This is a genomic window from Acidovorax temperans, from assembly GCF_028596105.1.
In the GTDB taxonomy this organism is placed as follows: domain Bacteria; phylum Pseudomonadota; class Gammaproteobacteria; order Burkholderiales; family Burkholderiaceae_C; genus Acidovorax; species Acidovorax temperans.
The window spans coordinates 1,677,045-1,701,891 of sequence record NZ_CP117193.1 but is presented as its reverse complement, the minus strand read 5'-3'; the positions used below and the strand labels follow the sequence as shown (position 1 = coordinate 1,701,891).

The following is a 24,847-nucleotide window of genomic DNA, read 5'->3' as shown; positions in this document are numbered from 1 at the left end:
TTTTCATTTCTGCATAGTGAATGACATCCTGATTCAAGCCGGCGTGTCCGCGCAGGCTCCTCGTCTTTCCTACAATCCCTGTTTTCCCACTGCCAGAGCTTGGTTCACGATGCCGCAGGCTTCTTCTCCCATCGGTGTATTTGACAGCGGCGTCGGCGGGCTGAGCGTGCTGCGAGCGCTGTTGGCAGCCCTGCCCCACGAACGTTTTGTGTACCTGGCCGATAGCGCCAACGCCCCTTATGGCGAGCGCGGCGACGCTTTTGTGGCTGCGCGCACCCACGCCATCACCCAATATCTGCGTGAGCAACACGACATCAAAGCGCTGGTGGTGGCTTGCAACACCGCCACAGCGGCGGCCATCCACGAAGTGCGCAGCAGCCACCCCGACCTGCTCTTGGTAGGGCTGGAGCCCGCCATCAAATCGGCTCTGGCAGTCACCAAGACTGGACATGTGGGCGTGATCGGCACGCGCGGGACGCTCACCAGTGCCAAGTTTGGCAAGCTGATGGCTTCATTGGCCGATCAAGCCCATTTTGTGGTGCAACCCTGCGATGGGCTCGCACACGCCATCGAACGCAGCGTGGCATCGCCTGTAGCACCAGCCGCCCACCCCGTTGAAAGCACTGAAACGGGCGCATTATGCAAACGTTATGTGAATGCCATGGGCACCTTTGGCACAGCGCCAGGGGAAATGGATACCCTGGTTCTGGGCTGCACCCACTACATTTTTGTAGCCCACGAGTTGCGCACGCTGGTGGGTCCAAACGTGCAGTTCATAGAAACCGGTGAACCTGTTGCTCGCCAAACCAAGCGCCTGCTCGACGCTGCAGGCTTGTTGCAAACAGCAGGCTCCGCAGGCGGCAACCTCTCCGAGGCTGGTACGGACGCCACTCCTTCCGTACTCCTGCTGACCACAGGCCCAGTGGCCATGATGGAAGCGGCTGCCAAGCGTTGGCTAAACCTGCCAACGGAACACTGCCGGTCCGTATCAGTGCGCTGAAAAATATAGATAAAAAGTGGCCCTAGCGCTTGATGAATAAGCGCCACAAGCTATTAACTTTATAGCAATCAACCAACAATTTCAAACAAGCTCATCGCCCCACAACCGGGCACCTGCGTGCTCCATGTGTGTGAGGTACAGGCGCAGGTCAAACTCGTACTGGTGATACTGCGGCTCCATGTGGCTGCACAACTGGTAAAACGCCTTGTCGTGGTTCTTTTCACGCAGGTGAGCCAATTCGTGGACCACGATCATGCGCAGAAACTCATCAGGAGCCTGCTTGAAAATCGAGGCGATGCGAATTTCATGCTTGGCCGCAAGGCGGCTTCCTTGCACCCGCGAAACCGCAGTGTGCAAGCCCAAGGCATTGCGCACCACGTGGATCTTGTTGTCAAAAAGCACCTTGTTGACCGTACCAGCGTTGCGCAAGTAACGAGTCTTCAGCTCTTGCACGTAGTCGTACAGGGCCTTGTCGCTGCGTACGCTGTGGGGCTGGGGATACTTGCGCAGCAGCACGTTTGCCAGTTGCCCCTGCTCCAACAAATCGCGTGCCTGCTCCTGCAGCGCCACAGGATAGGCGCGCAGATACGGAAGATCAGAAGCCATGGATGACTGAAAACAATGGCAGCGCCCGGGAACACTGTGCAGGCAGGCCATTTTCGTGAAAGGCCTTACCCGAGCGCACAAAACGTCCGAGTCTTTTCACCTGCCGCCAGGGTCTCAATGCAAATGGCGGGGGCGACGACCACCGCCGTGCCCACTGCCAGAGCCACCAGGGCCCCTTGGGGGCTTGCCAATTTCCAGCGAGTTCACCAGTGCATTAAAACGCTGCGTGAACAGCTTGTCGATCTCGGCGACCACGCCACCCAGCTCAGCGCCATCAAAGTGGCGCTCCATCATGTTCACCACGTCTTGCACCAGCAGATCGCGCTGCACTTGCATGATGGCAGCCGGTGTGGGCCCAACGAATAGCATCACAAAATCGTCACGGGATTCGGCGCCGTCTTGACCGTCCTCTTCTTCAAACTCTGCGTCGTAGAAGGTCACCTCCAGGGCAGCTCCTGTTTCGCAAAGTTCGTTGAGGTTCATGCACATCTCGTCGAGTGTCTGGCGAAAATCTTCATCCCCCCGCACGGTCCAGCAAATCTGCAGAAGGTGCTCTTTAGGGTCGAACTTGATGCCAGGTTCTTCTTCATAGGCACTGGTGGCGCCGTCAGCGAGAGAACGCGCTCCTGCATATTTCCACAAAGGCTTCAAGGCATCCTGCAGTTGCTCGAAACTGGCATCTGCCCGCAACTGCACCTGCCCGTGGACATGAATTTCGAAGGGAGCGTTGTAACTTGACATGATTGAATCGTAATGGTGCCCCGAGCCGGGATCGAACCGGCACGCCCCTTTTCAGGAAGCGGCGGATTTTAAGTCCGCAGTGTCTACCAATTTCACCATCGGGGCGCCAGCCACCGAGTGCGTGTTGCCCGGCAGCGTAACCCGGACGTCGCCGCAGAGCAACGTCCCATCGAACAAGAGCAACGCAATCCCTGAAGATTGGATGATTGCGCTGCACCAATAAAAAAGGGAAGCCTGAGCTTCCCTTTGAATTTGGAGCGGGAAAAGAGTCTCGAACTCTCGACCTCAACCTTGGCAAGGTTGCGCTCTACCAACTGAGCTATTCCCGCATTTTGCATCAACACTTTAGTGCATCAGCAAGACTTAAATTATAACACAATTTTTGAATTTCCATGAAATTTCAAAAATTTTTCCAACTCTCTGAAGCAACTCAAGTTACTTCAGCAAGTCAGCCGCATCTTGGAGGCGCGGTCCGGAGTCGAACCGGACTAACCGGATTTGCAATCCGGGGCATAACCGCTTTGCTACCGCGCCAGAAACCACTGCCTTGGCAAAAAAGGGAAGCTGAAGCTTCCCTTTTTTGGAAATTGGAGCGGGAAAAGAGTCTCGAACTCTCGACCTCAACCTTGGCAAGGTTGCGCTCTACCAACTGAGCTATTCCCGCATTTATCGAAGCCTTACATTCTACAACGTTTGCTGCGATGGAATGAATTGTAGCGCATTTTTTGGAGGTTTTCGAAAAAAACTTCAGTGCTTCAAAGAATCGTTACTGACTGCCGGAGAAGTTTTGTCTGCCGTCACTGCAGCAACCGCTGCCTCCTCGTCTGACAGGGGGACGGGCTTGCGCTCCAGCGCCACCTCAAGAACCTTATCAATCCACTTCACAGGAATGATCTCGAGTCCGCTTTTCACATTCTCGGGAATCTCCTGCAGATCCTTGACGTTCTCTTCCGGGATCAACACGGTCTTGATGCCGCCACGCAAGGCCGCCAGCAATTTTTCCTTCAACCCGCCAATCGCCGTGACTTCACCACGCAAGGTGATCTCACCCGTCATGGCAACATCTCCACGAACAGGAATGCCTGTGAGGGCAGAGACAAATGCAGTGGTCATTGCAGCGCCTGCGCTCGGGCCATCCTTCGGCGTGGCGCCATCCGGCACGTGGATATGAATGTCCCGTTTTTCAAACACTTCATCCCTGATGCCCAAGAGCCGGGCCCGGCTGCGCACAACCGTTCGCGCAGCTTCCACGGATTCCTTCATCACATCACCCAGTGATCCTGTGCGAGTAATGACTCCCTTGCCTGGCATGGTCGCAGCTTCGATGGTGAGCAGGTCGCCACCCACCTCGGTCCAGGCCAATCCGACCACTTGGCCGATCTGGTTTTGTTGCTCAGCGCGCCCGTAGGTGAACTTGCGAACACCCAGGTAATCGGGCAAGTTGTCTTCCGTGACCACCACCTGAGGCGTGAGCTTTTTCAGCTGCAAGCCCTTCACCACCTTGCGGCAGATCTTGGACAACTCCCGCTCCAACGAGCGCACACCCGCCTCACGGGTGTAGTAGCGAACCATGTCGCGCACCGCAGCTTCGGTAATCAACAACTCTTCGTCCTTGACGCCGTTGTTCTTCAGCTGCTTGGGCAACAAATAGCGCATGGCAATGTTGGTCTTCTCGTCCTCGGTGTATCCCGACAAGCGAATCACTTCCATCCGGTCCAGCAGTGCAGGAGGAATGTTCATCGAGTTGGACGTCGCCACAAACATCACGTCGCTCAGGTCGAAGTCAACCTCTACGTAATGGTCGCCAAATGTGTGGTTCTGCTCCGGGTCCAACACCTCAAGCAGCGCGCTGGATGGATCGCCTCGGAAGTCTGTGCCAAGCTTGTCGATCTCATCCAAAAGGAACAGCGGATTGCGCGTTCCCACCTTGGACAAGCTTTGGAGCACCTTCCCAGGCAAGGCCCCGATGTAGGTGCGCCGGTGCCCGCGAATTTCGGCTTCGTCCCGCATACCGCCCAGCGCCATGCGTACGTACTTGCGCCCAGTGGCTTTGGCAATCGACTGTCCGAGCGAAGTCTTGCCCACCCCTGGAGGCCCTACCAGACACAGAATAGGCGCCTTGACCTTGTCGACGCGTTGCTGCACAGCAAGGTATTCAAGGATGCGGTCTTTGACTTTGTCGAGACCAAAGTGGTCTTCGTTCAAGACACCTTCGGCGTTGACCAAATCATGCTTGATCTTGGTCTTTTTAGCCCAAGGCAAAGCTGTCAGCACATCGATGTAATTGCGCACGACCGACGCCTCCGCAGACATGGGAGACATCAGCTTGAGCTTCTTCAGTTCAGCCTCCGCCTTCTTGCGAGCCTCGGCAGGCATCTTGGCGAGCTTGATCTTCTTCTCAATCTCTTCGATGTCCGCGCCGTCGTCGCCCTCACCCAATTCCTTCTGGATGGCTTTGACCTGCTCATTCAGGTAGAAATCGCGCTGGTTCTTCTCCATCTGGCGCTTCACGCGCCCACGGATTTTCTTGTCAACGTTCAGGATGTCGACTTCACGATCAAGCTGCTCGAACAGATTCTCAAGGCGAGCCTTCACATCGGAGAGGTCCAGTACCACCTGCTTGTTCTCAAGCTTCAGAGGCAGATGAGCCGCAATGGTGTCGGCCAACCGGCCCGGATCATCGATGCTGGCGATCGACGTCAAAATCTCGGGTGGGATCTTTTTGTTCAGCTTGACGTACTGGTCAAACTGCTGCATCACTGCTCGACGCAAAGCCTCAATTTCACTCGACTTGGCTTCGTCAGCAGCAGGGGCAACTGGCGTCACCGTAGCGTTGAAATGGGTTTCTGCATCCTCTATGGAGGAGACCAAGGCACGCTGCTGGCCTTCCACCAGCACCTTGACGGTGCCGTCGGGAAGTTTGAGCATCTGCAGGATGGTCGAGACACAGCCGACATCAAACATATCAGACACCGAAGGCTCGTCTTTGGCGGCTGCCTTCTGGGCGACCAACATAATGCGCCGCTCGGCTTCCATGGCCAACTCCAACGCCTTGATGCTTTTGGGTCTTCCCACAAACAGCGGGATGACCATATGGGGGAACACCACCACATCACGCAAGGGCAACAGTGGGAGGTCAAGGGGAGTGGCTGGGAGGGGGGTATGTCCGGACATGGAAATCCTCAGTTAACTCTGTGGAATATGGTCCACATATGGGGATTTTCAACCCTTGCACGCAGCCGCACTGGCGCAAGGGTTGCTGAAAGAAAGGGCTGCAGGGTGCACGCCCGTACCGGGCATCTCAGGCCTTCTTGGCCGCTTCGCGGTACACGAGAAGCGGCGGCTTGTTCTCTTCGATGGTTGCCTCGTCAACAACCACTTTTTCAACATTGCTGGTGTTGGGCAAGTCAAACATGGTGCCAATGAGCGATTGCTCCAGGATGGATCGCAAACCGCGCGCACCCGTCTTGCGTGCCAACGCCTTGCGCGCAATTGCCTTCAAGGCCGCTGGGCGAATCTCCAACTCCACACCTTCCATGGAGAGGAGCTTGCTGTACTGTTTGACGAGCGCGTTCTTGGGCTCTGTCAGGATCTGGACCAGGGCGTCTTCGCTCAATTCAGCCAGTGCTGTCACCACAGGCATACGGCCTACCAGCTCAGGGATGATGCCGAACTTGATCAGGTCTTCAGGTTCGATCTCCTGGAACACATCCGTCAGCGACCGCTGCTTCTTGCTGCGCACTGCCGCACCAAAACCAATGCCAGAAGCCTCGGTACGGTTTTCGATGACCTTCTCCAGACCGGCAAACGCACCACCGCAAATGAACAAGATGTTGGTCGTGTCGATCTGCAAGAAATCCTGGTTGGGATGCTTACGGCCGCCTTGGGGAGGCACGCTCGCCATGGTTCCTTCGATCAGCTTGAGCAATGCCTGCTGGACGCCTTCACCAGACACGTCACGAGTGATGGACGGGTTGTCAGACTTGCGAGAAATCTTGTCGATCTCATCGATGTAAACGATGCCGCGTTGGGCACGCTCCACATCGTAATTGCAGCTCTGTAGCAGCTTCTGCACGATGTTTTCCACGTCCTCGCCCACGTAGCCAGCTTCGGTCAGCGTGGTGGCATCGGCCATGACAAAAGGCACATCCAGCATGCGCGCGAGTGTCTGGGCCAGCAAAGTCTTGCCAGAGCCCGTGGGGCCAATCAGCAAGATATTGCTCTTCGAGAGCTCAACATCGTCCTTATGCGCCTTGTCCTTGTGACGCAAACGCTTGTAATGGTTGTACACGGCCACAGCAAGCGTTCGCTTGGCTACGTCTTGACCGATCACATAGTTGTCGAGATTGTTTTTGATCTCTGCCGGGGTAGGCAAATCGCTGCGGGCTTCTTTGGACAACTCGCCCACAGGCAACTCATCACGGATGATTTCATTGCAAAGGTCAATGCACTCATCACAGATAAAGACCGAAGGACCAGCGATCAGCTTTTTGACTTCGTGCTGGCTTTTACCGCAGAAGGAGCAGTAAAGGGTTTTTTCGCTGGAGGAGCCTTTTTTCTCGGCCATGGAGCAATGCCTTGTTACGGAAAGTTGTCGGGATGATAACCAAATAAAAACGGCGTCTTCCCCAAGGGAAAACGCCGCCCAGTGTGCTACCGGGTTCAGGCGCGCTGGCTGATCACCTGATCCACCAAGCCGTAATCCTTGGCTTCATCGGCAGACAGGAAATAGTCGCGCTCCGTGTCGCGCTGGATCTTCTCCAGCGGCTGGCCTGTGCGTTCGGCCAGGATTTTGTTCAGTTGCTCACGGGTCTTGAGAATCTCACGGGCGTGGATCTCAATTTCAGTGGCCTGCCCCTGCATGCCACCCAGAGGCTGATGGATCATGACCTTGGAGTTGGGCAGTGCAAAGCGTTTGCCTTTGGCACCTGCTGCCAACAAAAAGGCGCCCATGCTGGCAGCCATGCCGGTGCATAGCGTTGACACGTCGGGCTTAATGAAGTTCATCGTGTCGAAAATCGCCATACCTGCGCTGACGGAACCGCCAGGCGAGTTGATGTAGAACGAAATGTCCTTGTCAGGATTTTCGCTCTCAAGGAACAGCAACTGTGCCACCACCAGATTGGCAGTTTGGTCGTTGACAGGCCCCACCAAGAAAATCACGCGCTCTTTGAGCAGGCGCGAGTAAATGTCATACGACCGTTCACCACGGCCAGACTGCTCGATGACCATGGGGATCATGCCCAGGCCTTGTGTTTCCAATGCGCTCATGTTTTCTCCAGTCAAGCAGGTACTGTACCCAGAAATGAATTGGGGCCTGTGCGCAAAAGCACAAGCCCCTTGGTTGGCATTACCGCCAGCTCAATTCCGTAGGAAATGGCCAGCAGCAGGGCTTCAGCCCTGGCCCATCAGTTCGTCGAACGACACGGCCTTTTCAACCACCTTGGCCTTGCTCAGCACGAACTCGGTCACGTTATTTTCGATCACCACAGCTTCCACTTCAGCCAGACGCTGGCGGTCGCCGAAGTACCAGCGCACCACGTCTTCAGGCTTCTCGTAGCTGGCAGCCAGCTCGTCGATGTGAGCCTTCAGTTGTTCAGGCTTGGCGTGCAGTTCGTTGGCACGCACCAGCTCAGCAACCACCAGACCCAGGCGCACACGGCGCTCAGCCTGGGGACGGAACACGTCTTCAGGGATTTCTGCCTTGTCAGCGTCCTTGATGCCGCGTTGCTTCAGCTCGGCGCGGGCACCCTCCATCAGGCGGGCGATTTCAGCTTGCACGCTGGCGTTGGGCAGATCCAGCTCAGCCTTGGCCACCAGAGCGTCCATCACGGCTTGCTTGTTGCGAGCCAGCAGACGGAACTTGACTTCACGCTCGAGGTTCTTCTTGATGTCTGCGCGCAGACCTTCGACGGAACCGTCAGCAATGCCCAAAGACTTTGCCAGGGCGTCGTTCACTTCGGGCAGGTGAGCAGCCTCAATCTTTTTGACTGTGACCAGGAAATCAGCAGTCTTGCCAGCCACGTCCTTGCCATGGTAATCGGCAGGGAAAGCCAGCGGGAAAGTCTTGCTTTCGCCAGCCTTCATGCCGCGCACAGCGTCTTCAAATTCCTTGAGCATCTGGCCTTCGCCCACCAGGAACTGGAAACCTTCGGCCTTGCCGCCTTCAAAGGGCTCACCGTCGATCTTGCCTTCGAAGTCCACCGCCACGCGATCACCGTCTTGGGCGGCAGCGTCCAGTGCGCGCTGGGCGAAGCTGCGGCGCTGCTTGCGCAGGATGTCGATGGTCTTGTCGATGGCTGCATCGGTCACTTCAGCCGACAGCTTTTCGACTTCGGCGTCCGACAGATCGGCGATCTTGACTTCAGGGAACACTTCGAAAACGGCGTCGAAAGTGACTTGACCTTCAGGGGCCCCTTCTTTTTCCGTGATACGGGGCTGACCAGCCACGCGCAGATTGGCTTCATTGGCAGCCACGGCAAAAGCCTCGCCCACCTTGTCGTTCAGCACTTCGTACTGAACCGAGTAGCCGTAGCGCTGAGCCACCACATTCATGGGCACCTTGCCAGGACGGAAACCGTCCATCTTGACCGTGCGGGCCAGGCGCTTCAGGCGCGAGTCCACTTCAGCCTGGATCAAGGTAACGGGCACGCTCAGCGTGATCTTGCGCTCGAGCTTTTCAAGGGTTTCAACAGTAACGGCCATGGCTATTCCTCTTATGAATGTGGATCGTGCTGGCTGCAGCGCAGCAGCGCCGTGTTCCGCAAAGTCTCACATGGATGGTGCGCGGGGGGGGACTCGAACCCCCACACCATTGCTGGCGTCAGGACCTAAACCTGGTGCGTCTACCAATTTCGCCACCCGCGCGGTTCTACAAACAAACAGGCGGCAAGCACGGCTCGCCGCCTGTGTGAAATCGGTCAACCTTCTATTTTACCCTGATGTGCGGGGCAGCTGACCGAAACCTTTCTTCAAAGTACTTCAGGAGCCGGGCGACGCACCCTGAACCACGCTGCGTACATCGCTGGCAAAGCCAGCAAAGTGAGCACGGTGGCAACCACCAAACCACCCATGATGGCCACGGCCATAGGGCCCCAGAAGACGCTGCGCGACAAGGGAATCATGGCCAGCACCGCCGCCGCGGCAGTGAGCACGATGGGGCGCAGACGGCGCACGGCCGACTCCACAATCGCGTCCCACGCAGGCACGCCGCGCGCACGGTCTTGCTCGATCTGGTCGATGAGGATCACCGAATTGCGCTGGATCATGCCCATGAGGGCGATCACCCCCAGCAACGCCACAAAGCCAAACGGACGGTTCAACAGCAGCAACGCACCAGCCACCCCAGCCAGCCCCAGTGGGCCGGTCAGGAAGACGAGCATGGCGCGGCTGAAGCTGTGCAGTTGCAGCATCAACAGCGTGAAGGTGATGAACAGCATGATCGGAATGCCTGCCGCAATCGATGCAGACCCCTTGGAGCTTTCCGCCACTGCACCGGCCACTTCAATGCGATAGCCGCCCTGCCCTGCCGCATGCCAGCGGGCTTCGATCTCGCGCAGACCGGGCAGCAGAGCGGCCGTCACCGTGGCGCCCTGCATGCCTTCGGTCACATCCCCCTGCACCGTGATAGCGTAGTCGCGGTTCTCGCGCCACATCACACCGGGCTCCCAGGTGAACACAGGCTTGGCAATTTGCGTGAGCGGGATGGACTTGCCCGAGGCCGTAGGCAGATAAGCGCTACCGATATCGGTAATGGCGTTGCGCTCGTCCAGCGGCTGGCGCAGCACGATGTCGATGAGCTTGTCACCCTCGCGGAACTGCCCGATCTGCGAGCCGGCCAGCATGATCTTGGCGGCCTGGGCGATGGACTGGCTGCTGACCCCCAGCGCACGCGCCTTGTCCTGGTCCACCTCCATGCGCAGCACTTTCACGGACTCGTTCCAGTTGTCGTTCACGCCGCGCATGTCGGGGCTGGCGCGCAGTGCAGCCTTCACCTCGTCAGCACGCTCACGCAGCACCACCGGGTCGGGACCCATCACGCGGAACTGAACGGGGTAGGCCACGGGCGGGCCGTTGGGCAGCAATTTCACGCGCCCGCGCACTTCAGGAAATTCCTGTGCCAGCAGCGTGGGCAGCTTGATGCGCAGCGATTCACGCACCGCCAGGTCCTTGGGCAAGACGATGAACTGCGACACGTTGGTTTGCGGCAGCACCTGGTCCAGCGGCAGATAGAAACGTGGAACGCCCGAACCCACCCAGGTGGTCACGGAATTCACACCGGCTTCGGTCAGCAGGCGTTGCTCCACCCGCTTGGTGACCTCTTCGTTGCCCGCAAACGATGTGCCTTCAGGGAACCAGACTTCCACCATGATTTCGAGACGGCTGGAATCCGGGAAAAACTGCTGCTGCACCTTGCCCATGCCCACAATACCCAGGGCAAAGGTCAGGGCCGTGAGGCCAATGGTGATCCAGCGGTGCTGCACGCACCAATCCACCAGCCGCCGGAAGGCGGTGTAGAACGGGCTGTCAAACACCTCGTGCGGGTCGTCGGTAATGCCCTTGTTGGCCTGGGCGGCCTGCACATGGGGCGGTACCTTGAGCAGCAGCGTGCCCAGGTAAGGCACGAAATACACCGACACCACCCATGACAGCACCAGCGAAATCACCGTCACGGCAAAAATCGCGAAGGTGTATTCACCCGTCATCGACTTGGCAATGCCAATGGGCAAAAAGCCTGCAGCCGTGATGAGGGTGCCCGTGAGCATGGGCATGGCTGTCAGCTCATAGGCAAAGGTGGCGGCGCGCACCTTGTCGTAGCCCTCTTCCAGCTTCAGCACCATCATTTCGACGGCGATGATGGCGTCGTCCACCAGCAGGCCCAGCGCAATGATGAGCGAGCCCAGCGAAATCTTGTGCAGGCCAATGCCCCAGTACCACATGGCCAAAAAGGTCACGGCCAGCACCATGGGAATGGTGATGCACACCACCAGGCCGGGCCGGGGGTCGATGTACCAGCGCTTCCACAGCGGGTGGTTACCAGGGCGCTTGTGCAGGCCCAGGCTGATGAAGCTCACGGCCAGCACGATGACTACGGCTTCGATCAGCACCTTCACAAATTCGTTGACCGACGTGGACACGGCCTTGGGCTGGTCTTGCACATTGACCAGCTTGACGCCCGCTGGCAGCGAGTTGCTGATGCGCTGCGTGGCTTGTTCCAGCGCCTTGCCCAGGGCAATGATGTCGCCGCCCTTGGCCATCGAGATACCCAGCGCAATCACCTCACGCCCCTGGTGGCGCACCTTCACGGTGGCTGGGTCTACGTAGCCACGCTTGACCTCGGCAATATCACCTAGGCGGAACTGCGCGCCCGAAGGGCCGCGAATCGGCATGGCCCGCAGGTCTTCAATGGCGTTGAACTGGCCGCCCACACGCACCTGCACCTGGTCCAGCGGGGTCTGCACAGCCCCGGCCGACTCCACGGCGTTTTGCTGGCCCAGCTGGGCCAGCACCTGGTTGAAATCCAGCCCCAGCTGCGACAGGCGCTTTTGCGAGATTTCGACAAACAGCTTTTCGTCCTGCACGCCGAACTGCTCTACCTTGGCCACATCGCGCACGCGCAGCAGTTGCTGGCGCACATCGTCGGCAAAGGTCTTCAGCTCTGCGTAGCTGAAGCCTTCGGACTCCAGCGCGTAGATCACGCCATACACATCGCCGAACTCATCGTTGAAGAACGGCCCCTGCACGCCGGTGGGCAGCGTGTAGCGCATGTCGCCCACCTTCTTGCGCACCGTGTACCAGATATTGGCCACCTCGTTCGGGCGCGATGAATCCTTGATCTGGAAGATGATCTGCGACTCGCCTGGCTTGGAGTAGCTGCGGATCTTGTCGGCGTAAGGCACTTCCTGCAGCGTGCGCTCGATCTTGTCGGTCACCTGCTCGGCCACCTGCTGCGCTGTGGCGCCAGGCCAGTAGGTGCGCACCACCATCACCCGGAAGGTGAACGGCGGGTCTTCGTCCTGCCCCAGCTGGAAATAGGCCGCGAAGCCCAGCAGCATCAGCACGACCATCAGGTAGCGCGTGAGCGCCGGGTGGTCGAGCGCCCACTTGGAGAGGTTGAACCCCTCTTTTGGTTGGTTCTGGCTCATGGTGTGCCTTACTTCGCAGCGGGCTGGGATGCACCGTTTGCTACTGAATCAGTAGCTGCTGGCGCTTGATTCACGGGCGCTACAGCCGTTTTTGGCTGATATACCGTCACCTTCTGCCCTGGTGAGAGCACATGCACCCCGGTGGCCACCACCTGCATGCCAGGCGTGAGGCCAGAGGCCACCACCGCATCGTTGCCATCAGCGGTGGCAATCTGGATGACCTGGGACTTGATGGTGCTGGTGGCGGGGTCATACACCCACACCGCGGTGGACTGCCCTTCCTGGCGCAAGGCCGTGGTGGGCAGCTTGATGGCGGGGGTGCCGGCATGGCTCAGCGCCTTGGGGGTGACGTACACAGTGGAGCCCAAAGCCGGCGCTTCGGCGCGGTCGATGGCCACCTTGACCTGGAAGGTGCGGGTGGCAGCGTCGGCACTGGCGGCCACTTCACGCACCTTGCCTGTCAACGTCTTGCCATTGGCCCAGCCACGCACGGCCACTTCCTGGCCGGGGGCCATGGCGGATACCTTGTCTTCGGGCACGGCAAACACCACATCACGCGCGCCGTCCTGGGCGATGCGAACCACGGGCGCACCTGCCGCCACCACCTGGCCTGGCTCAGCATCAATGCCGGTCACCACGCCAGCCGCATCGGCCACCAGCCGCGTGTAGGCGGCCTGGTTGCCTTGCGAAGCCAGTTGCGCCTGGGCCTGGTCCAGCGTGGCCTGCGCGGCCTTCAGGGCGGTGTCGCGCCGCTCCAGCTCGGCGCCGCTGATGAAATTCTGGTCTTTCAGCGCTGCGTAGCGCTTGTAGTCGGCCGCCGCCAAGTCGCGCTGGGTGGTGGCTGCTGCCAACTGCGCGCGGGCAGCCTCAGCCGCCAACTGGTAGTCCTTGGGATCCAGCTGCGCCAGCACATCGCCAGCCTTCACACGCTGGCCCAGCTCGGCCTGGCGCTGCACAATCTTGCCGGCCACGCGAAAGCCCAGGCGGGATTCCACCCTGGCACGCACCTCACCCGCATATTCCAGCTGCGACTCCAACGCCCCCACTCCCACCGTCATCAACTTGACGGCACGCACGGGCTCCTGTGGCGGCGCAGGCCGCGAACAAGCGGTCATCAGCGCCACTGCGCCCAGAAGCGTGAGATACCTGTGAAACCCGTGAAATGGCCGCGAAGCGGAAGGTGTACGCATGGAAAATCCAGTGATGAAAAATGGTGTGACCGGGCGGTGCAAGGTGGACTGCCCCTTGCTCTGCGCCCAGGCCAAAGCCGATGAGCCCCTCCCCCGGCAAATCACGCGATAGGGCACGACAACACAGTCGTGCACGCCACAGCGATGGACCGGCGCGACAGGCGCAACCGGGAACCACCCCTTGTTTCGGGGCTGCAAAAGCGGTGATTTATTCAGGAGAGAGGCCGTCAATCAGCCCTGGTCAGACAGTGCCGAAACAGCTACTGACTGACCGGTTAGTAATCTATGAGAAGGCCCGGGCATTGTCAAGCGACAATCCACGCCGCCATGAATCCTGAAAACCGCTCTTCCCCTGCCCCTTCTGCGACCCCTTTGGCCGCCCCAGCGGCCCAGGCCGCAGCGGCAGTCACGCACTACGAGAATTTTCCGGTGGCGTCGCTGCTGTGCCCGCCCCGCCTGCGCCCGCCCATTCGGGCCATCTACGCTTTTGCACGCACCGCCGACGACATTGCCGACGAAGGCGACGCCCCGCCAGCGCAGCGCCTGCAAGACCTGGCAACGTTCGAGGCCGACTTGCAAGCTGTCGCCCTGGGGCACGCACCATCGGAGCGTTGGGAGACGGTGTTTCTTCCGCTGCGCGCCGTGATCGAACAGCACCAGCTGCCTGTGAACCTGCTGGCCGACCTGCTCAGCGCCTTCGCCCAAGACGTGGAAAAGACGCGTGACGCCGAGGGCTACGCCGACCGGGCAGAACTGCTGGACTACTGCCGCCGTTCTGCCAACCCGGTAGGCCGCTTGCTGCTGCACCTGTATGGCGTGAGCGATGCCCAGGCACTGCAGCAAAGTGACGCCATCTGCACGGCCTTGCAGCTGGCCAATTTCTGGCAGGACTTGAGCGTGGACATTCCGCGCGGCCGCCACTACCTGCCCCGCGCCGACTGCGCTGCCTACGGCGCCAGCCAGGCCGAACTGCTGGCACGCCAGACCACGCCGCAGAATGCGCGGCTGATTCAAGACAGCGCCGACTGGGCACGGGCCCTGATGGTGCAAGGCGCACCCCTGGTACGCCGCCTGCCCGGGCGCATGGGGTGGGAGCTGCGCCTGGTGGTGCAAGGCGGCCTGCGCATTCTGGACAAGGTGGACGCCCTTCAAGGCGGCAGCCTGCACACCCGCCCCCGCCTGCATGCCCCGGACTGGATCGTGATGCTGGCCCGCGCGGTGGCAATGTAAGAAAGATTTATGCCCCACAACGGGCGCTAACCCGCCGGCTTCAAACGCTCGAAAAATTCAAGCTAAATCATGCTATAGCGCTTTATCCATAAGCGCTAGCAGCTACATTTTTAATAGCATCATTGATGATTGGCAGGCAACCCAGCACGCCAGCCGCCCCGGCCCGCCTTGCCACCGCCGGCATGAGGGGCAGGGATTCCGCGCGTGCGGCGGCAGCACGGCGCCGCTAGCCTTGACAGGATCACAACCCGAACCACGGCCTCGCATCACCATGTCCGTCAGCGTCTTCGACCTTTTCAAAATTGGCATCGGCCCCTCCAGCTCCCACACCGTGGGCCCCATGATTGCGGCGCGACAGTTCTCGTGCCACCTGCAAACCACCGTGGGGCTGGCGGCAGTGCACCATGTGGTGGCCGAGCTGTTTGGTTCGCTGTCCGCCACGGGCATCGGGCACGGCACCGACACCGCTGTGCTGCTGGGCCTGGCAGGCCATGAGCCTGACACCATCGACCCCGACCAGATCGCGCCCACCGTGGCCCAGATTCGCAGCAGCCAACGCCTGCCGCTGCTGGGCGAACACAGCATTCCCTGGATCGACAAGGAACACATGCTGCTGCGGCGCAAAAGCCTGCCCCGCCACCCCAACGGGCTGTGTTTTCGTGCCTTTGACGCGCAGGGCCAGGAAATCGCCGTGCGCGAGTACTACTCGATTGGCGGCGGCTTTGTAGTGGACGAGCAAGGCCAGCGCGTGACCAACCCCGGCGCGGCCGCTGCTTCCGGCAGCCAGGGCCATGGCCAGGGGCTGCCCTACCCGTACAGCACCGGGGCAGAACTTCTGGCGCAGTGCCGCGCCACGGGCTTGAGCATGGCCCAGGTCACTGCCGCCAACGAGCAGCACTGGCACAGCGCCGACGAAGTGCAACGCCAGCTGCTGCGCATCTGGCAGACCATGGCTGGGGCCGTGCAACGCGGCTGCGCGGCCACTGGCACTCTGCCCGGCCCCATGCATGTGCGCCGCCGCGCGGCCGAACTGCACCGCAACCTGAGCAGCCACCCCGAGGCCGCGCTGCGCGACCCGCTATCGATGCTGGACTGGGTGAACCTGTACGCCATGGCGGTGAACGAGGAAAACGCGGCGGGCGGCCGCGTGGTCACAGCACCCACCAACGGTGCCGCCGGGGTCATCCCCGCAGTGCTGCACTACTACGTGCGGTTCCTGCCCGGTGCGAACGATGCGGGCATTGCCACCTTTTTGCTCACTGCGGGCGCCATCGGCATCATTTACAAGGTCAACGCATCGCTTTCGGGTGCCGAGGTGGGCTGCCAGGGCGAGGTGGGCGTGGCCTGCTCCATGGCCGCGGGTGCCCTCGCCGCTGTGATGGGCGGCACGCCCGAGCAGGTGGAAAACGCCGCAGAAATCGGCATGGAGCACAACCTGGGCATGACCTGCGACCCCGTGGGTGGGCAGGTGCAAATACCCTGCATCGAGCGCAACGCCATGGGCGCCATCAAAGCAATCAACGCCGCCCGCATGGCCCTGCGCGGCGATGGCCAGCATGTGGTGTCGCTCGACAAGGTCATCAAAACCATGATGCAGACCGGCGCCGACATGAAGAGCAAATACAAGGAGACCTCGCGCGGCGGGCTGGCCGTGAACGTTGTGGAATGCTGACGGTGCGCAAGCAAGTTTGCGCACGGTAGGCCCTGAGGCAATCACAAGGGAGGGGATGGATGCTGCAACGCACAAAAGGCACGTCCTTTTTACCCACCTTTCCCCCTGCTCAAGCATGTCAAACCCTTCCAAACTGCGCCAGTGGGCCTTGATGGCCGCCCTCAGCCTGGCCGCCGTGCCAGCCCTCGCACAAGACACCCTTTCACGCATTGCCAGCTCCGGAGAGCTGCGTCTGGGCCACCGCGAGAAGTCACTGCCCTTCTCTTACAAAGACAGTGCCTCTGGCAAGGTACAGGGCTACACGGTGGACATCTGCCTGCAAATCTTTGAAGAGATCAAAAAAGACCTGAAGCGCCCCGACCTGCGCGTGAACTATCTGCTGGTGGATGGCAAGAACCGCATCACCGACGTGAAGAACAACGTGGTGGATCTGGAATGTGGCGGCACGGCCAACACCGCCGCACGGCAAAAAGAAATCTCTTTCAGCCACCACATTTTTGTGGCGTCTTCGGCATTTTTGGTGCGCAAAAGCTCCAACATCAAAACGCTGGACGATCTGCAGGGCAAGAAAATCGCCGTGCAGGGCAAGACCACGAACGAAAACCTGCTGCGCGCCAATGAGCGCACCTTCAACCGCAAGTTCAACTACGTGCTGGTGGAAAGCACGCTGGACGCCGTGAACGCGTTGGCCAAGGGCGAGGCCGATGCCGCCTTTGCAGACGACGCAGGCATCTGGATCCCGCTCACCCGCCTGGGCAAGTCCATGGATGACTATCACTTCCTGGAAAAACGCCTCTCTGTGGAGCCCTACAGCATTGGCCTGCGCAAGGACGACCCCAAGTTCAAGGAGCTGGTGGACCGCGTGACCCGCCGCATGATCCAGAACGGCGAGATGGCGGCCTTGTACAAAAAGTGGTTCAGCTCCGAGCAAGGCACCCTGCCGATCAGCATCTTCATGAAAGAAGCGCTGCGTCGCCCCAGCGACATCGGCGTTGAGCAGATCGCTTTCTAAAACCCAGCTCCTCACGCCAGGGGCCGGGCAAAGCCCCCTGGCGCGCAGATTCTCGGGCGCGGGCCACACAGCGCGTGGGACAATCGCGCCCCATGACTCCGGAACAGTACGTCCAACAAAAAGCGGTTGCCTCGGGCAGCAGCTTCTATTACGCCTTCTTGTTCCTGCCCGCGCCCCGGCGCGCAGCGATTACCGCGTTCTATGCGTTTTGCCGCGAGGTGGATGACGTGGTGGACGAAGTGTCTGACCCCGGCGTGGCCCGCACCAAACTGGCCTGGTGGCAGGCCGAAGTGGCCAAGGCCTTTGGCGGCCAGCCTACCCACCCGGTCATGCAGGCACTGATGCCGCACACCCGCGATTACGGAATTGAGCAGCGCCACCTGCAGGCCGTCATCGATGGCTGCCAGATGGACCTGGAGCAAACCCGCTACCTCGACTTTGCAGGCCTCCAGGGCTATTGCCACCTGGTGGCGGGCATTGTGGGCGAGGTGGCTGCGCGCATTTTTGGCCAGACCGACGAACGCACCACGCAATACGCACACACACTGGGGCTGGCGTTTCAGCTCACCAACATCATTCGGGATGTGGGTGAAGACGCCATGCTGGGCCGCATTTACCTGCCCGTCAGCGAGTTGCAGCAGTTTGATGTGAAGGCGCACGAGATTCTGAAGCGCACGTATTCCGACCGCTTCACCGCACTCATGCGCTTTCAGGCCGAGCGAGCGCACCGCCTGTACGACGAGGCGCTGGCCCTGTTGCCCGACGCAGACCGCCGCGCCCAAAAGCCTGGGCTCATGATGGCCAGCATCTACCGCACCCTGCTGCGCGAAATCGAACACGACAACTTCCAGGTGCTGCACCAGCGCATTCGCCTCACGCCCCTGCGCAAGTTCTGGCTGGCATGGAAGGTCCAGGCCCTGGGGCGCATGTGATGCGCGTCGCGGTGGTGGGGGCCGGCTGGGCCGGCATGGCGGCAGCCGTGGCGTTGACGCAGGCAGGCCACCACGTCACGGTGATGGAAGCCGCTCGCACCCTGGGTGGGCGGGCGCGAGCCCTGCACACCGTGGATGCAGCGGGCCAGCCCCTCGTGCTGGACAACGGGCAACACATCCTGATTGGTGCCTACACCGAAACCCTGCGTTTGATGCGCACGGTGGGCGTGGACGTGCCCAGCGCCATGCTGCGCCTCCCCCTGACCTTGACCTACGCCGACCGCAGCGGCCTGGAACTGCCCAACCTGCCGCCCCCCTGGGATGCGCTGGTGGGCGTGGCGCGGGCACGCGGCTGGAGTTGGACCGACAAAGTCGCGTTGCTGCGCACCTGCGCCAGCTGGCAGCTCAAGGGCTTCCGGTGCGATGCGCGCTGGTCGGTAGCACAGCTGTGCGAAAGGCTGCCGCAGCGCCTGCTGCAGGAGTTCATCGAGCCCCTGTGCGTATCGGCACTCAACACCCCCGCGCACGAGGCCAGCGCGGAAGTGTTCTTGCGCGTGTTGCGCGACAGCCTGTTCAGCGGGCGCGGTGGCTCAAACCTGCTGCTGCCGCGCACCGATCTAGGTACGCTGTTCCCGGATACCGCCGCGCAGTGGCTGCAAGCCCAGGGAGCGGCGCTGCACACGGGGCAACGCGTGGCGGGCCTGGCGCGCACCCCTGACGGCTGGGACGTGGACGGCACACACTTTGACTCGGTGGTGCTGGCCACCCACAGCACGGAAGCAGCCCGCCTGGTGCAAGCGGCCCACGGCAGCCTTTCCCACACCGAACAAGGCGAAGCCGCCGAGTGGATCCATGTAACCCAAGCACTGCGGTTCACATCCATCGGTACGGTGTACGCACAGGCCTCTGCCACCAGCCTCCCGAATGGGTCTGGGCACACTGAGGAAAGTCGCCATACCCTGAACCAGGCAATGCTGGCCTTGCGCCCAGGCCCCGAGCAACCCGCACAGTTTGTGTTCGACCGCGGGCACCTGGGGGGGCCTGCCGGTTTGCTGGCCTTTGTGGTCAGCGTCAGTGAGCAAGACCGTGCCACGCTTGAGGATCAGGTTGTGCGCCAGGCCCAGGAACAGCTGGGCCTCAAAACCCTGCGCCCCCTCCAGACCGTGGTGGAAAAACGCGCAACCTTTGCCTGTACCCCAGGGCTGCGCCGTCCTGGAAATCGCGTGCTCTCAGGCCTGTGGGCCGCAGGCGACTACACGGAAGGCCCCTACCCAGCCACGCTGGAAGGCGCCATCCGCAGCGGCCTGCACGCAGCGCAGCAAATCACAGGCCTGCGCCACTGAAAACGACCCGCTTGGCGGGCAAATCCTGGCGCAGTCGCCAGCAGTCCAGCCGACCAGAGCGACCTTGATACGCATCAAAAATCGTCGATCTGGATACCGAACGGGGCCCTCTACGGGAAAGGGTCCGACGCTTTATCAGTAACTATCTGCTACAGAACGATAAAGTCGGTATTAATGCGTTTTTTCGCCTACTCCGCAGTCTCGTCACTCCGAACGGTGTCCGCAGTTTCCCTGCCAGCCGCCTCGGCCGCCCTGTGGGCCAAGCCCGCTGGGCTTGCGACAAAGCCCTGACACAAACGAGCCTTCTTAGCCCTCATCCGTTCACAGTCAGGATGCACCCGATGAAAAAGTTCTGGATGCACTGGAGGGTGACGGGCGCATTGGCCGCGGTACTCGTTGCCTGTGGCGCTTACTGGTGGCTTTTGCTCGCGCAACAGCAAGAGCAAACGACCTTTGCGGAGACACAGACCGAACTGCGTGCCACGCACATTGCGCGCACCCTTGCGGCCCAAATGGAAACATTGATGGGCGGGCTGGAATACCTGGCGCGCAGTCTGGCCGTTCTGCACGAACACGACCCGCAGCACACCTTTCAGTTGGCAGCGACTGACGCCCTTGCGTCGTTCCCGCCGGGCAGTATTTTGCAAATCGCGGTGACAGACTCCAGTGGACGCATCGTGTATTCGTCGCTGTCGCCCGACAGCGCGACGCTGGGCACATCGATCGGAGACCGTCCCCACTTCCAGGCCCACACCTTGGAGACGGAAAAGCGCCTCTACATTAGCCGCCCCACACTGGGCCGGGTGTCGGGGCAGTGGTCGGTGCAAGTGTCTTACCCTATCAGCCAAGGCAACCGCTTTGGCGGCGTGGTGGTGCTTTCCATCAACCCGGACTACCTCTCCAATAACCTGCGCGATGTATTCACCCAGGGCAACGACGCAGCACTGCTGCTGCGCGCTGATGGGGCGTATCTCGCGCGATCCCACGATCAAAATGGGGTGCTGGACCTGAACGTCCCCGCAGACCGGGAGTTCCTGCGCTACCCGGAGCGCACCAGTGGGCAGTATCAGATCGTCGCACCCATTGACGGCGTGCACCGGTTCTACGCCTGGCAGAGACTCGCGCACTATCCCTTGGCGTCAGCGTCGGGCTCAGCCGCGACCAGGCCATGGCGGGAACGTACCAATCCGTGCGCGACAGCCGCCTGCGCAATGCCGTGGGAACGCTGGCGTTTGTGCTGGCGGCGTGCTGGATTGCGCTGCTCTTCCAGCGTCAAAAGCAGGACCGTGAACGGCTGGAGCGCCAAAGGCAACGTTACCGACTGGCACTGGAAGGGGGTAAGCTGGGCACATGGAATTGGAGCCCGCCTGCGGGAGATTTCTTTTTTGACCGCCGCTGGGTCCGTCTGCTGGGGTTGCCAAAGGAAGCCTACCACCCCAACCCTGAGCAACTCCAAGCGTTGATCCACCCTGAGGATTGGCCAGCCTGGTGTGATGCCCTCGAGGCCCATGTTCGCGGGGAGTCCGAATTCTTCGAGGCAGAGCCCCGGCTGCGCCACCAGGACGGCCATTGGATCTGGATGCAGGTGCGTGGACGCATCGTGCGCCGCGCGGGTAAGCCGTCTTCGCAACGCATCACCGGCACTTATATCGACGTCACGCAGCGGCACGAGATCGACGCGGTGCGCCAGGAACTACAGCAACGCCTGGCCAAACTGCTGGTGCAGGTTCCTGGCACGGTGTACCAATTCAGGTTGCGGCCTGACGGAAGCAGTTGCTTTCCGTATGCGAGCCCTGGCATTGCCGACATCTACGGCATCACCCCAGAGCTGGCGCAGACGGATTCCCGCCAAGCATTTGCAAGTGCCCATCCTGAGGATCTTGAAGCATTGCGCTCCAGCATCCTGGAGTCAGCCCGCACGCTGGAACTGTGGAGCCACGAATGGCGCCAAGTGCTGCCCAACGGCCAAATCCGGTGGTTGGCCGGCCAGGCCAAGCCTGAGCGCGAAGCTGATGGGTCCACGTTGTGGCATGGATACATCCACGACGTGACTGAACAACACTCCGTGATGGAAGCACTGCGCCGCAGCGAAGCGCGGCTGCGCCTGACCATGGTGGCCGTGCAGGACGGCCTTTGGGAATGGGACACCCGCACGGGCATCATCGAGATGGACAAGCGCTGCCACCAGATGCTGGGCTACGAAGTGCTTTCTCAAAAGCTAGACTTTCAAACGTGGCAAGAGCATGTGCACCCTGATGACCGCCACCGGGTGCTCACCACGCTGCAACGCCAGATTGCCCTGGGCGAGCCCTTCGACCTGGAAACACGCCTGCTCACCCAGCAAGGCACATGGCGATGGATGGAAATCCGAGGGCAAGTTGCGCCGGACGACACAGAAATTGCCGGGCTGGTGATCGGCACCCAGACCGACATCACCCCCCGCAAGCAGGAAACACACCTTCGGCAAGCACTGCTCGACAATGCCGCCGCAGCCCTGCTTATCTCGACCCCCGAGCGCATCATTGCGCTGGCCAACCACAGAGCCGTGGAGACCTTCTCGCAGGACGGACTGCCCCTGCAAGGCAAAAGCCTGAGCGTCCTGCACCGGCACGAAGCAGCGTTCACGCAATTTCTACCGTACGTGGATGTCGTACGCGAGCAAGGTGGCGTGGAGGTGGAATACCTCATGCGCACCGCCACCGGCGCACTGCGCTGGTTCTCGATCAGAGGCACCCCCCTGGACCCGCAGCAGCCAGAGGGCGACGTGATCTGGACGCTGGTGGACACGACCGAGCGGCGTGAGACCGAAGAGGCTTTGGCCACCGCCCAGGCGCACTTGATGGAGGTGATTCAGCACTTCCCAGGAGGGGTGCTGGTACAAAACCAGGACGGCACCGCCGTGGTGCTTAACCAGGCCCTGTGCGACCTTTTTGGCGTCAGCACGCCCTCAGAAGAGCTGGTGGGTTGTGATCGAAACAAGTTGCGTGCCATGGTTCCGCCCGAGGTTTTGGATGCACTGCCCCCCGCAGAGCAGCTGTACACCATGGGTAACAACGCGACTTACGAGGTGGCACTGGCACAAGGCACCACCGTGCGGATCGACATGGTGCAGATACGCACCGCCCGGGGCGATGACCTGGGCAGGTTGTGGCTGGCGCAAGACATCACCGAGCGCCGCAGCCGCGAGCGCACGCTGGAGCGGCTGGCTACCACAGACACCCTCCTGACAGGCCTGACCAACCGGCGCGCTTTCATGGCTCGCCTCGAAGCCGAGATCACTCATATTGCGCACGGCGCCCCCCCAGCGGCCTTCTTGATGCTGGATCTGGACCACTTCAAACGGGTCAATGACACCTGGGGCCACGCTACCGGTGACAAGGTATTGGTTCATCTGGCCAACTTGTTGCGCGGGAATCTGCTGCGCAAGGAAGACATGGCGGGACGACTGGGGGGCGAGGAGTTTGCGGTGCTGTTGCCCAACACCACGGTGGAGCAAGGCCACACCATCGCCGAGCGTCTGCGCATGGCCCTGGAGCAAAGCACCATTGCTAGCGATGACGGCCAGTCCATCCGAGTCACCATGAGCGTGGGCTTGTGTCCGGTCTTGCCAGACTCGGCATCGACCTTGGCCAGTGCCGACGCGGCGCTTTACCAAGCCAAGAACACCGGACGCAACCTGGTCGTGCGGGCAGACACCCCAGAGGCCTGACCGCGCACTGTGAAGACCTGGGCTGCTGCGTAGCAAGGGCAACAAATATAAGCCTGTGTCAGTGCGACCACGCCACACTGACAGCATTCCGAAAGCTGCCACTCGGCACGATGCTTCAAGGCACCCATGCCTATGAATCATTGACCAGAACGAGGAGACATCGCCATGTTTGAACTTCCCCCTACCTTCAACCCAGCACGCCGCCACCTGCTCGGTGCAGGTTCAGCGCTGGCCCTGGGCGGGCTTTTGCCTGCGGGCGCAGCGGCCCAGGCCGCCTGGCCCAGCAAATCGGTGCGTTTTGTGGTGCCGTTTGCACCGGGGGGCAGCTCAGAAATCGTGGCGCGCTCCACGGCCGCCGAACTGTCCAAGACCCTGGGTCAAAGCGTTTTTGTGGACAACAAGCCAGGGGCCGCTGGCAACATCGCGATGTCGGAAGTGGCACGCGCCGAAGACCAGCACACCTTGATCCTGGGGCACATCGGCACGCTGGCGGTCAATCCCTTCATCTTCGACAAGCTGCCCTACGATGCCAACAAGGACTTCAAGCCTGTGAGCCTGTTGGCCAAGGTGCCCAGCCTGTATGTGGTGCACCCCGATGTGCCGGTCAAGAACCTCAAGGAACTCATCGCCTACGCCAAGAAAAGCCCCGGCAGGTTCAGCTACGGCTCGGCCGGCAATGGCAGCGCGGGGCACCTGGCGTTTGAATACCTCAAGATGACTGCCGACCTGTTCCTGTTGCACGTGCCCTACCGTGGCACCGGCCCCATGATGACCGACCTGCTCTCGGGCCGCCTTGAGGCCTCAGCCGTGGGTGCAGCCGCGATGCTGCCTTTCATCAAGTCGGGCAAGGTGCGCTGCATTGCCACCGGCTCGGCCAAGCGCCTGCCGCAATTGCCCGACGTGCCCACCGTGGCCGAGCAAGGCTTTCCTGGCTTTGAAATGACCCAGTGGTACGGCATGCTCGCCCCGGCCAACATGCCCGCAGCCAACCTCGAAAAGCTCTCGGTCGAAACCATGAAGGCCGTCAAAGCCCCCGCCTCGCTGGAACGGCTCAACGCCGACGCAGCCGAAGCCATTGGCGGTACGCCTGCGCAGTTTGCCCAGTTCATCGCCGCAGAGCAGGAACGCTGGAAGAAGGTATTGCTGCGCGCCAAGGTCAAGCCCGACTGAGCACACCACAGACTGCGCCTGCCCCTCCTCCTGGCCTGCACCGCAGGCTTGAATGGCTGTGGACGTTGCCGAGCCTACCCTCAGGCCGTCTATCGCG

General features: G+C 60.9%; 17 protein-coding genes and 5 tRNA genes. 9 read left to right on the top strand and 13 right to left on the bottom strand.

The window, feature by feature from the left end; genetic code table 11:
- Nucleotides 1-109 precede the first annotated feature (109 nt).
- Nucleotides 110-1,000: a glutamate racemase gene (murI, locus tag PQV96_RS08070; protein WP_207375467.1), complete on the top strand. Its 891-nt coding sequence runs from the start codon at nucleotides 110-112 to the stop codon at nucleotides 998-1,000.
- A gap of 81 nt (nucleotides 1,001-1,081) precedes the next feature.
- Here the strand turns inward: murI and PQV96_RS08065 are convergent, their stop codons facing one another.
- The 13 genes from PQV96_RS08065 to PQV96_RS08005 form a co-directional block, all read right to left on the bottom strand.
- The gene (locus tag PQV96_RS08065; RefSeq protein ID WP_207375468.1) at nucleotides 1,082-1,606 is read right to left on the bottom strand and encodes a M48 metallopeptidase family protein; all 525 of its coding nucleotides are present in this window, start codon (nucleotides 1,604-1,606) and stop codon (nucleotides 1,082-1,084) included.
- Nucleotides 1,607-1,720: 114 nt separating this feature from the next.
- The gene (locus PQV96_RS08060; RefSeq protein ID WP_207375469.1) at nucleotides 1,721-2,347 is read right to left on the bottom strand and encodes a DUF6806 family protein; all 627 of its coding nucleotides are present in this window, start codon (nucleotides 2,345-2,347) and stop codon (nucleotides 1,721-1,723) included.
- A gap of 13 nt (nucleotides 2,348-2,360) precedes the next feature.
- Nucleotides 2,361-2,452: transfer RNA gene (locus PQV96_RS08055), tRNA-Leu, on the bottom strand.
- Nucleotides 2,453-2,600: 148 nt separating this feature from the next.
- A tRNA-Gly gene (locus PQV96_RS08050) sits at nucleotides 2,601-2,676 on the bottom strand.
- Nucleotides 2,677-2,807: 131 nt separating this feature from the next.
- Nucleotides 2,808-2,881: transfer RNA gene (locus PQV96_RS08045), tRNA-Cys, on the bottom strand.
- A gap of 54 nt (nucleotides 2,882-2,935) precedes the next feature.
- Nucleotides 2,936-3,011, bottom strand: a tRNA-Gly gene (locus PQV96_RS08040).
- A gap of 83 nt (nucleotides 3,012-3,094) precedes the next feature.
- The gene (gene lon / locus PQV96_RS08035) at nucleotides 3,095-5,521 is read right to left on the bottom strand and encodes an endopeptidase La (RefSeq protein ID WP_207374761.1); all 2,427 of its coding nucleotides are present in this window, start codon (nucleotides 5,519-5,521) and stop codon (nucleotides 3,095-3,097) included.
- A gap of 127 nt (nucleotides 5,522-5,648) precedes the next feature.
- Nucleotides 5,649-6,914 carry an ATP-dependent Clp protease ATP-binding subunit ClpX gene (gene clpX, locus PQV96_RS08030; RefSeq protein WP_066695023.1) on the bottom strand — a complete coding sequence of 422 codons (1,266 nt, stop codon included), beginning with the start codon at nucleotides 6,912-6,914 and terminating at the stop codon, nucleotides 5,649-5,651.
- 95 nt (nucleotides 6,915-7,009) lie between these two features.
- On the bottom strand, nucleotides 7,010-7,618 hold the full coding sequence (gene clpP, locus PQV96_RS08025) for an ATP-dependent Clp endopeptidase proteolytic subunit ClpP (protein ID WP_044402533.1): 609 nt from the start codon (nucleotides 7,616-7,618) through the stop codon (nucleotides 7,010-7,012).
- A 123-nt stretch (nucleotides 7,619-7,741) separates the two neighbouring features.
- Nucleotides 7,742-9,052, bottom strand: a complete 1,311-nt coding sequence (gene tig, locus PQV96_RS08020) for a trigger factor (protein ID WP_207374762.1) — start codon at nucleotides 9,050-9,052, stop codon at nucleotides 7,742-7,744.
- Between the two features lie 75 nt (nucleotides 9,053-9,127).
- Nucleotides 9,128-9,214, bottom strand: a tRNA-Leu gene (locus PQV96_RS08015).
- A 104-nt stretch (nucleotides 9,215-9,318) separates the two neighbouring features.
- On the bottom strand, nucleotides 9,319-12,492 hold the full coding sequence (locus PQV96_RS08010; RefSeq protein WP_066695020.1) for an efflux RND transporter permease subunit: 3,174 nt from the start codon (nucleotides 12,490-12,492) through the stop codon (nucleotides 9,319-9,321).
- Between the two features lie 8 nt (nucleotides 12,493-12,500).
- Nucleotides 12,501-13,682 (bottom strand): efflux RND transporter periplasmic adaptor subunit, encoded by a 1,182-nt coding sequence (locus tag PQV96_RS08005; RefSeq protein ID WP_082758739.1) that lies wholly within the window; start codon nucleotides 13,680-13,682, stop codon nucleotides 12,501-12,503.
- A gap of 327 nt (nucleotides 13,683-14,009) precedes the next feature.
- On the opposite strand from PQV96_RS08005, the gene hpnC reads away from it, so the two are divergent.
- From hpnC to PQV96_RS07965, 8 genes are all read left to right on the top strand, one after another.
- A complete protein-coding gene (hpnC, locus tag PQV96_RS08000) occupies nucleotides 14,010-14,912 on the top strand; it encodes a squalene synthase HpnC (protein WP_273624963.1) in 903 nt (300 codons plus the stop codon).
- Between the two features lie 271 nt (nucleotides 14,913-15,183).
- Nucleotides 15,184-16,584, top strand: a complete 1,401-nt coding sequence (locus PQV96_RS07995) for an L-serine ammonia-lyase (RefSeq protein ID WP_207374764.1) — start codon at nucleotides 15,184-15,186, stop codon at nucleotides 16,582-16,584.
- A gap of 115 nt (nucleotides 16,585-16,699) precedes the next feature.
- On the top strand, nucleotides 16,700-17,596 hold the full coding sequence (locus PQV96_RS07990) for an amino acid ABC transporter substrate-binding protein (RefSeq protein WP_273624962.1): 897 nt from the start codon (nucleotides 16,700-16,702) through the stop codon (nucleotides 17,594-17,596).
- Nucleotides 17,597-17,688: 92 nt separating this feature from the next.
- Nucleotides 17,689-18,528: a presqualene diphosphate synthase HpnD gene (hpnD, locus tag PQV96_RS07985; RefSeq protein WP_066690225.1), complete on the top strand. Its 840-nt coding sequence runs from the start codon at nucleotides 17,689-17,691 to the stop codon at nucleotides 18,526-18,528.
- Nucleotides 18,528-19,871: a hydroxysqualene dehydroxylase HpnE gene (gene hpnE, locus PQV96_RS07980; protein ID WP_273625236.1), complete on the top strand. Its 1,344-nt coding sequence runs from the start codon at nucleotides 18,528-18,530 to the stop codon at nucleotides 19,869-19,871. The genes hpnD and hpnE overlap by 1 nt, the downstream gene beginning before the upstream one ends.
- 341 nt (nucleotides 19,872-20,212) lie before the next feature.
- Complete coding sequence (locus PQV96_RS07975; RefSeq protein WP_273624961.1) at nucleotides 20,213-21,334, top strand: PDC sensor domain-containing protein; 1,122 nt, start codon at nucleotides 20,213-20,215, stop codon at nucleotides 21,332-21,334.
- Nucleotides 21,286-23,580 carry a PAS domain-containing protein gene (locus PQV96_RS07970; RefSeq protein WP_273624960.1) on the top strand — a complete coding sequence of 765 codons (2,295 nt, stop codon included), beginning with the start codon at nucleotides 21,286-21,288 and terminating at the stop codon, nucleotides 23,578-23,580. Before PQV96_RS07975 ends, PQV96_RS07970 begins: the two co-directional genes overlap by 49 nt.
- A 165-nt stretch (nucleotides 23,581-23,745) precedes the next feature.
- Nucleotides 23,746-24,750: a Bug family tripartite tricarboxylate transporter substrate binding protein gene (locus PQV96_RS07965; protein ID WP_273624959.1), complete on the top strand. Its 1,005-nt coding sequence runs from the start codon at nucleotides 23,746-23,748 to the stop codon at nucleotides 24,748-24,750.
- The last annotated feature ends 97 nt before the right edge of the window (nucleotides 24,751-24,847 follow it).

What these genes read in the sequence shown, in the direction of transcription:
- PQV96_RS07995 (WP_207374764.1), top strand. Translation starts at nt 15,184, where the DNA reads ATGTCCGTCAGCGTCTTCGACCTTTTCAAAATTGGCATCGGCCCCTCC.
- PQV96_RS08005 (WP_082758739.1), bottom strand. Translation starts at nt 13,682, where the DNA reads ATGCGTACACCTTCCGCTTCGCGGCCATTTCACGGGTTTCACAGGTAT.
- PQV96_RS07990 (WP_273624962.1), top strand. Translation starts at nt 16,700, where the DNA reads ATGTCAAACCCTTCCAAACTGCGCCAGTGGGCCTTGATGGCCGCCCTC.
- tig (WP_207374762.1), bottom strand. Translation starts at nt 9,052, where the DNA reads ATGGCCGTTACTGTTGAAACCCTTGAAAAGCTCGAGCGCAAGATCACG.
- PQV96_RS07965 (WP_273624959.1), top strand. Translation starts at nt 23,746, where the DNA reads ATGTTTGAACTTCCCCCTACCTTCAACCCAGCACGCCGCCACCTGCTC.
- hpnC (WP_273624963.1), top strand. Translation starts at nt 14,010, where the DNA reads ATGAATCCTGAAAACCGCTCTTCCCCTGCCCCTTCTGCGACCCCTTTG.
- PQV96_RS08010 (WP_066695020.1), bottom strand. Translation starts at nt 12,492, where the DNA reads ATGAGCCAGAACCAACCAAAAGAGGGGTTCAACCTCTCCAAGTGGGCG.
- murI (WP_207375467.1), top strand. Translation starts at nt 110, where the DNA reads ATGCCGCAGGCTTCTTCTCCCATCGGTGTATTTGACAGCGGCGTCGGC.
- clpX (WP_066695023.1), bottom strand. Translation starts at nt 6,914, where the DNA reads ATGGCCGAGAAAAAAGGCTCCTCCAGCGAAAAAACCCTTTACTGCTCC.
- PQV96_RS08060 (WP_207375469.1), bottom strand. Translation starts at nt 2,347, where the DNA reads ATGTCAAGTTACAACGCTCCCTTCGAAATTCATGTCCACGGGCAGGTG.
- hpnD (WP_066690225.1), top strand. Translation starts at nt 17,689, where the DNA reads ATGACTCCGGAACAGTACGTCCAACAAAAAGCGGTTGCCTCGGGCAGC.
- PQV96_RS07975 (WP_273624961.1), top strand. Translation starts at nt 20,213, where the DNA reads ATGAAAAAGTTCTGGATGCACTGGAGGGTGACGGGCGCATTGGCCGCG.
- clpP (WP_044402533.1), bottom strand. Translation starts at nt 7,618, where the DNA reads ATGAGCGCATTGGAAACACAAGGCCTGGGCATGATCCCCATGGTCATC.
- hpnE (WP_273625236.1), top strand. Translation starts at nt 18,528, where the DNA reads ATGCGCGTCGCGGTGGTGGGGGCCGGCTGGGCCGGCATGGCGGCAGCC.
- PQV96_RS08065 (WP_207375468.1), bottom strand. Translation starts at nt 1,606, where the DNA reads ATGGCTTCTGATCTTCCGTATCTGCGCGCCTATCCTGTGGCGCTGCAG.
- lon (WP_207374761.1), bottom strand. Translation starts at nt 5,521, where the DNA reads ATGTCCGGACATACCCCCCTCCCAGCCACTCCCCTTGACCTCCCACTG.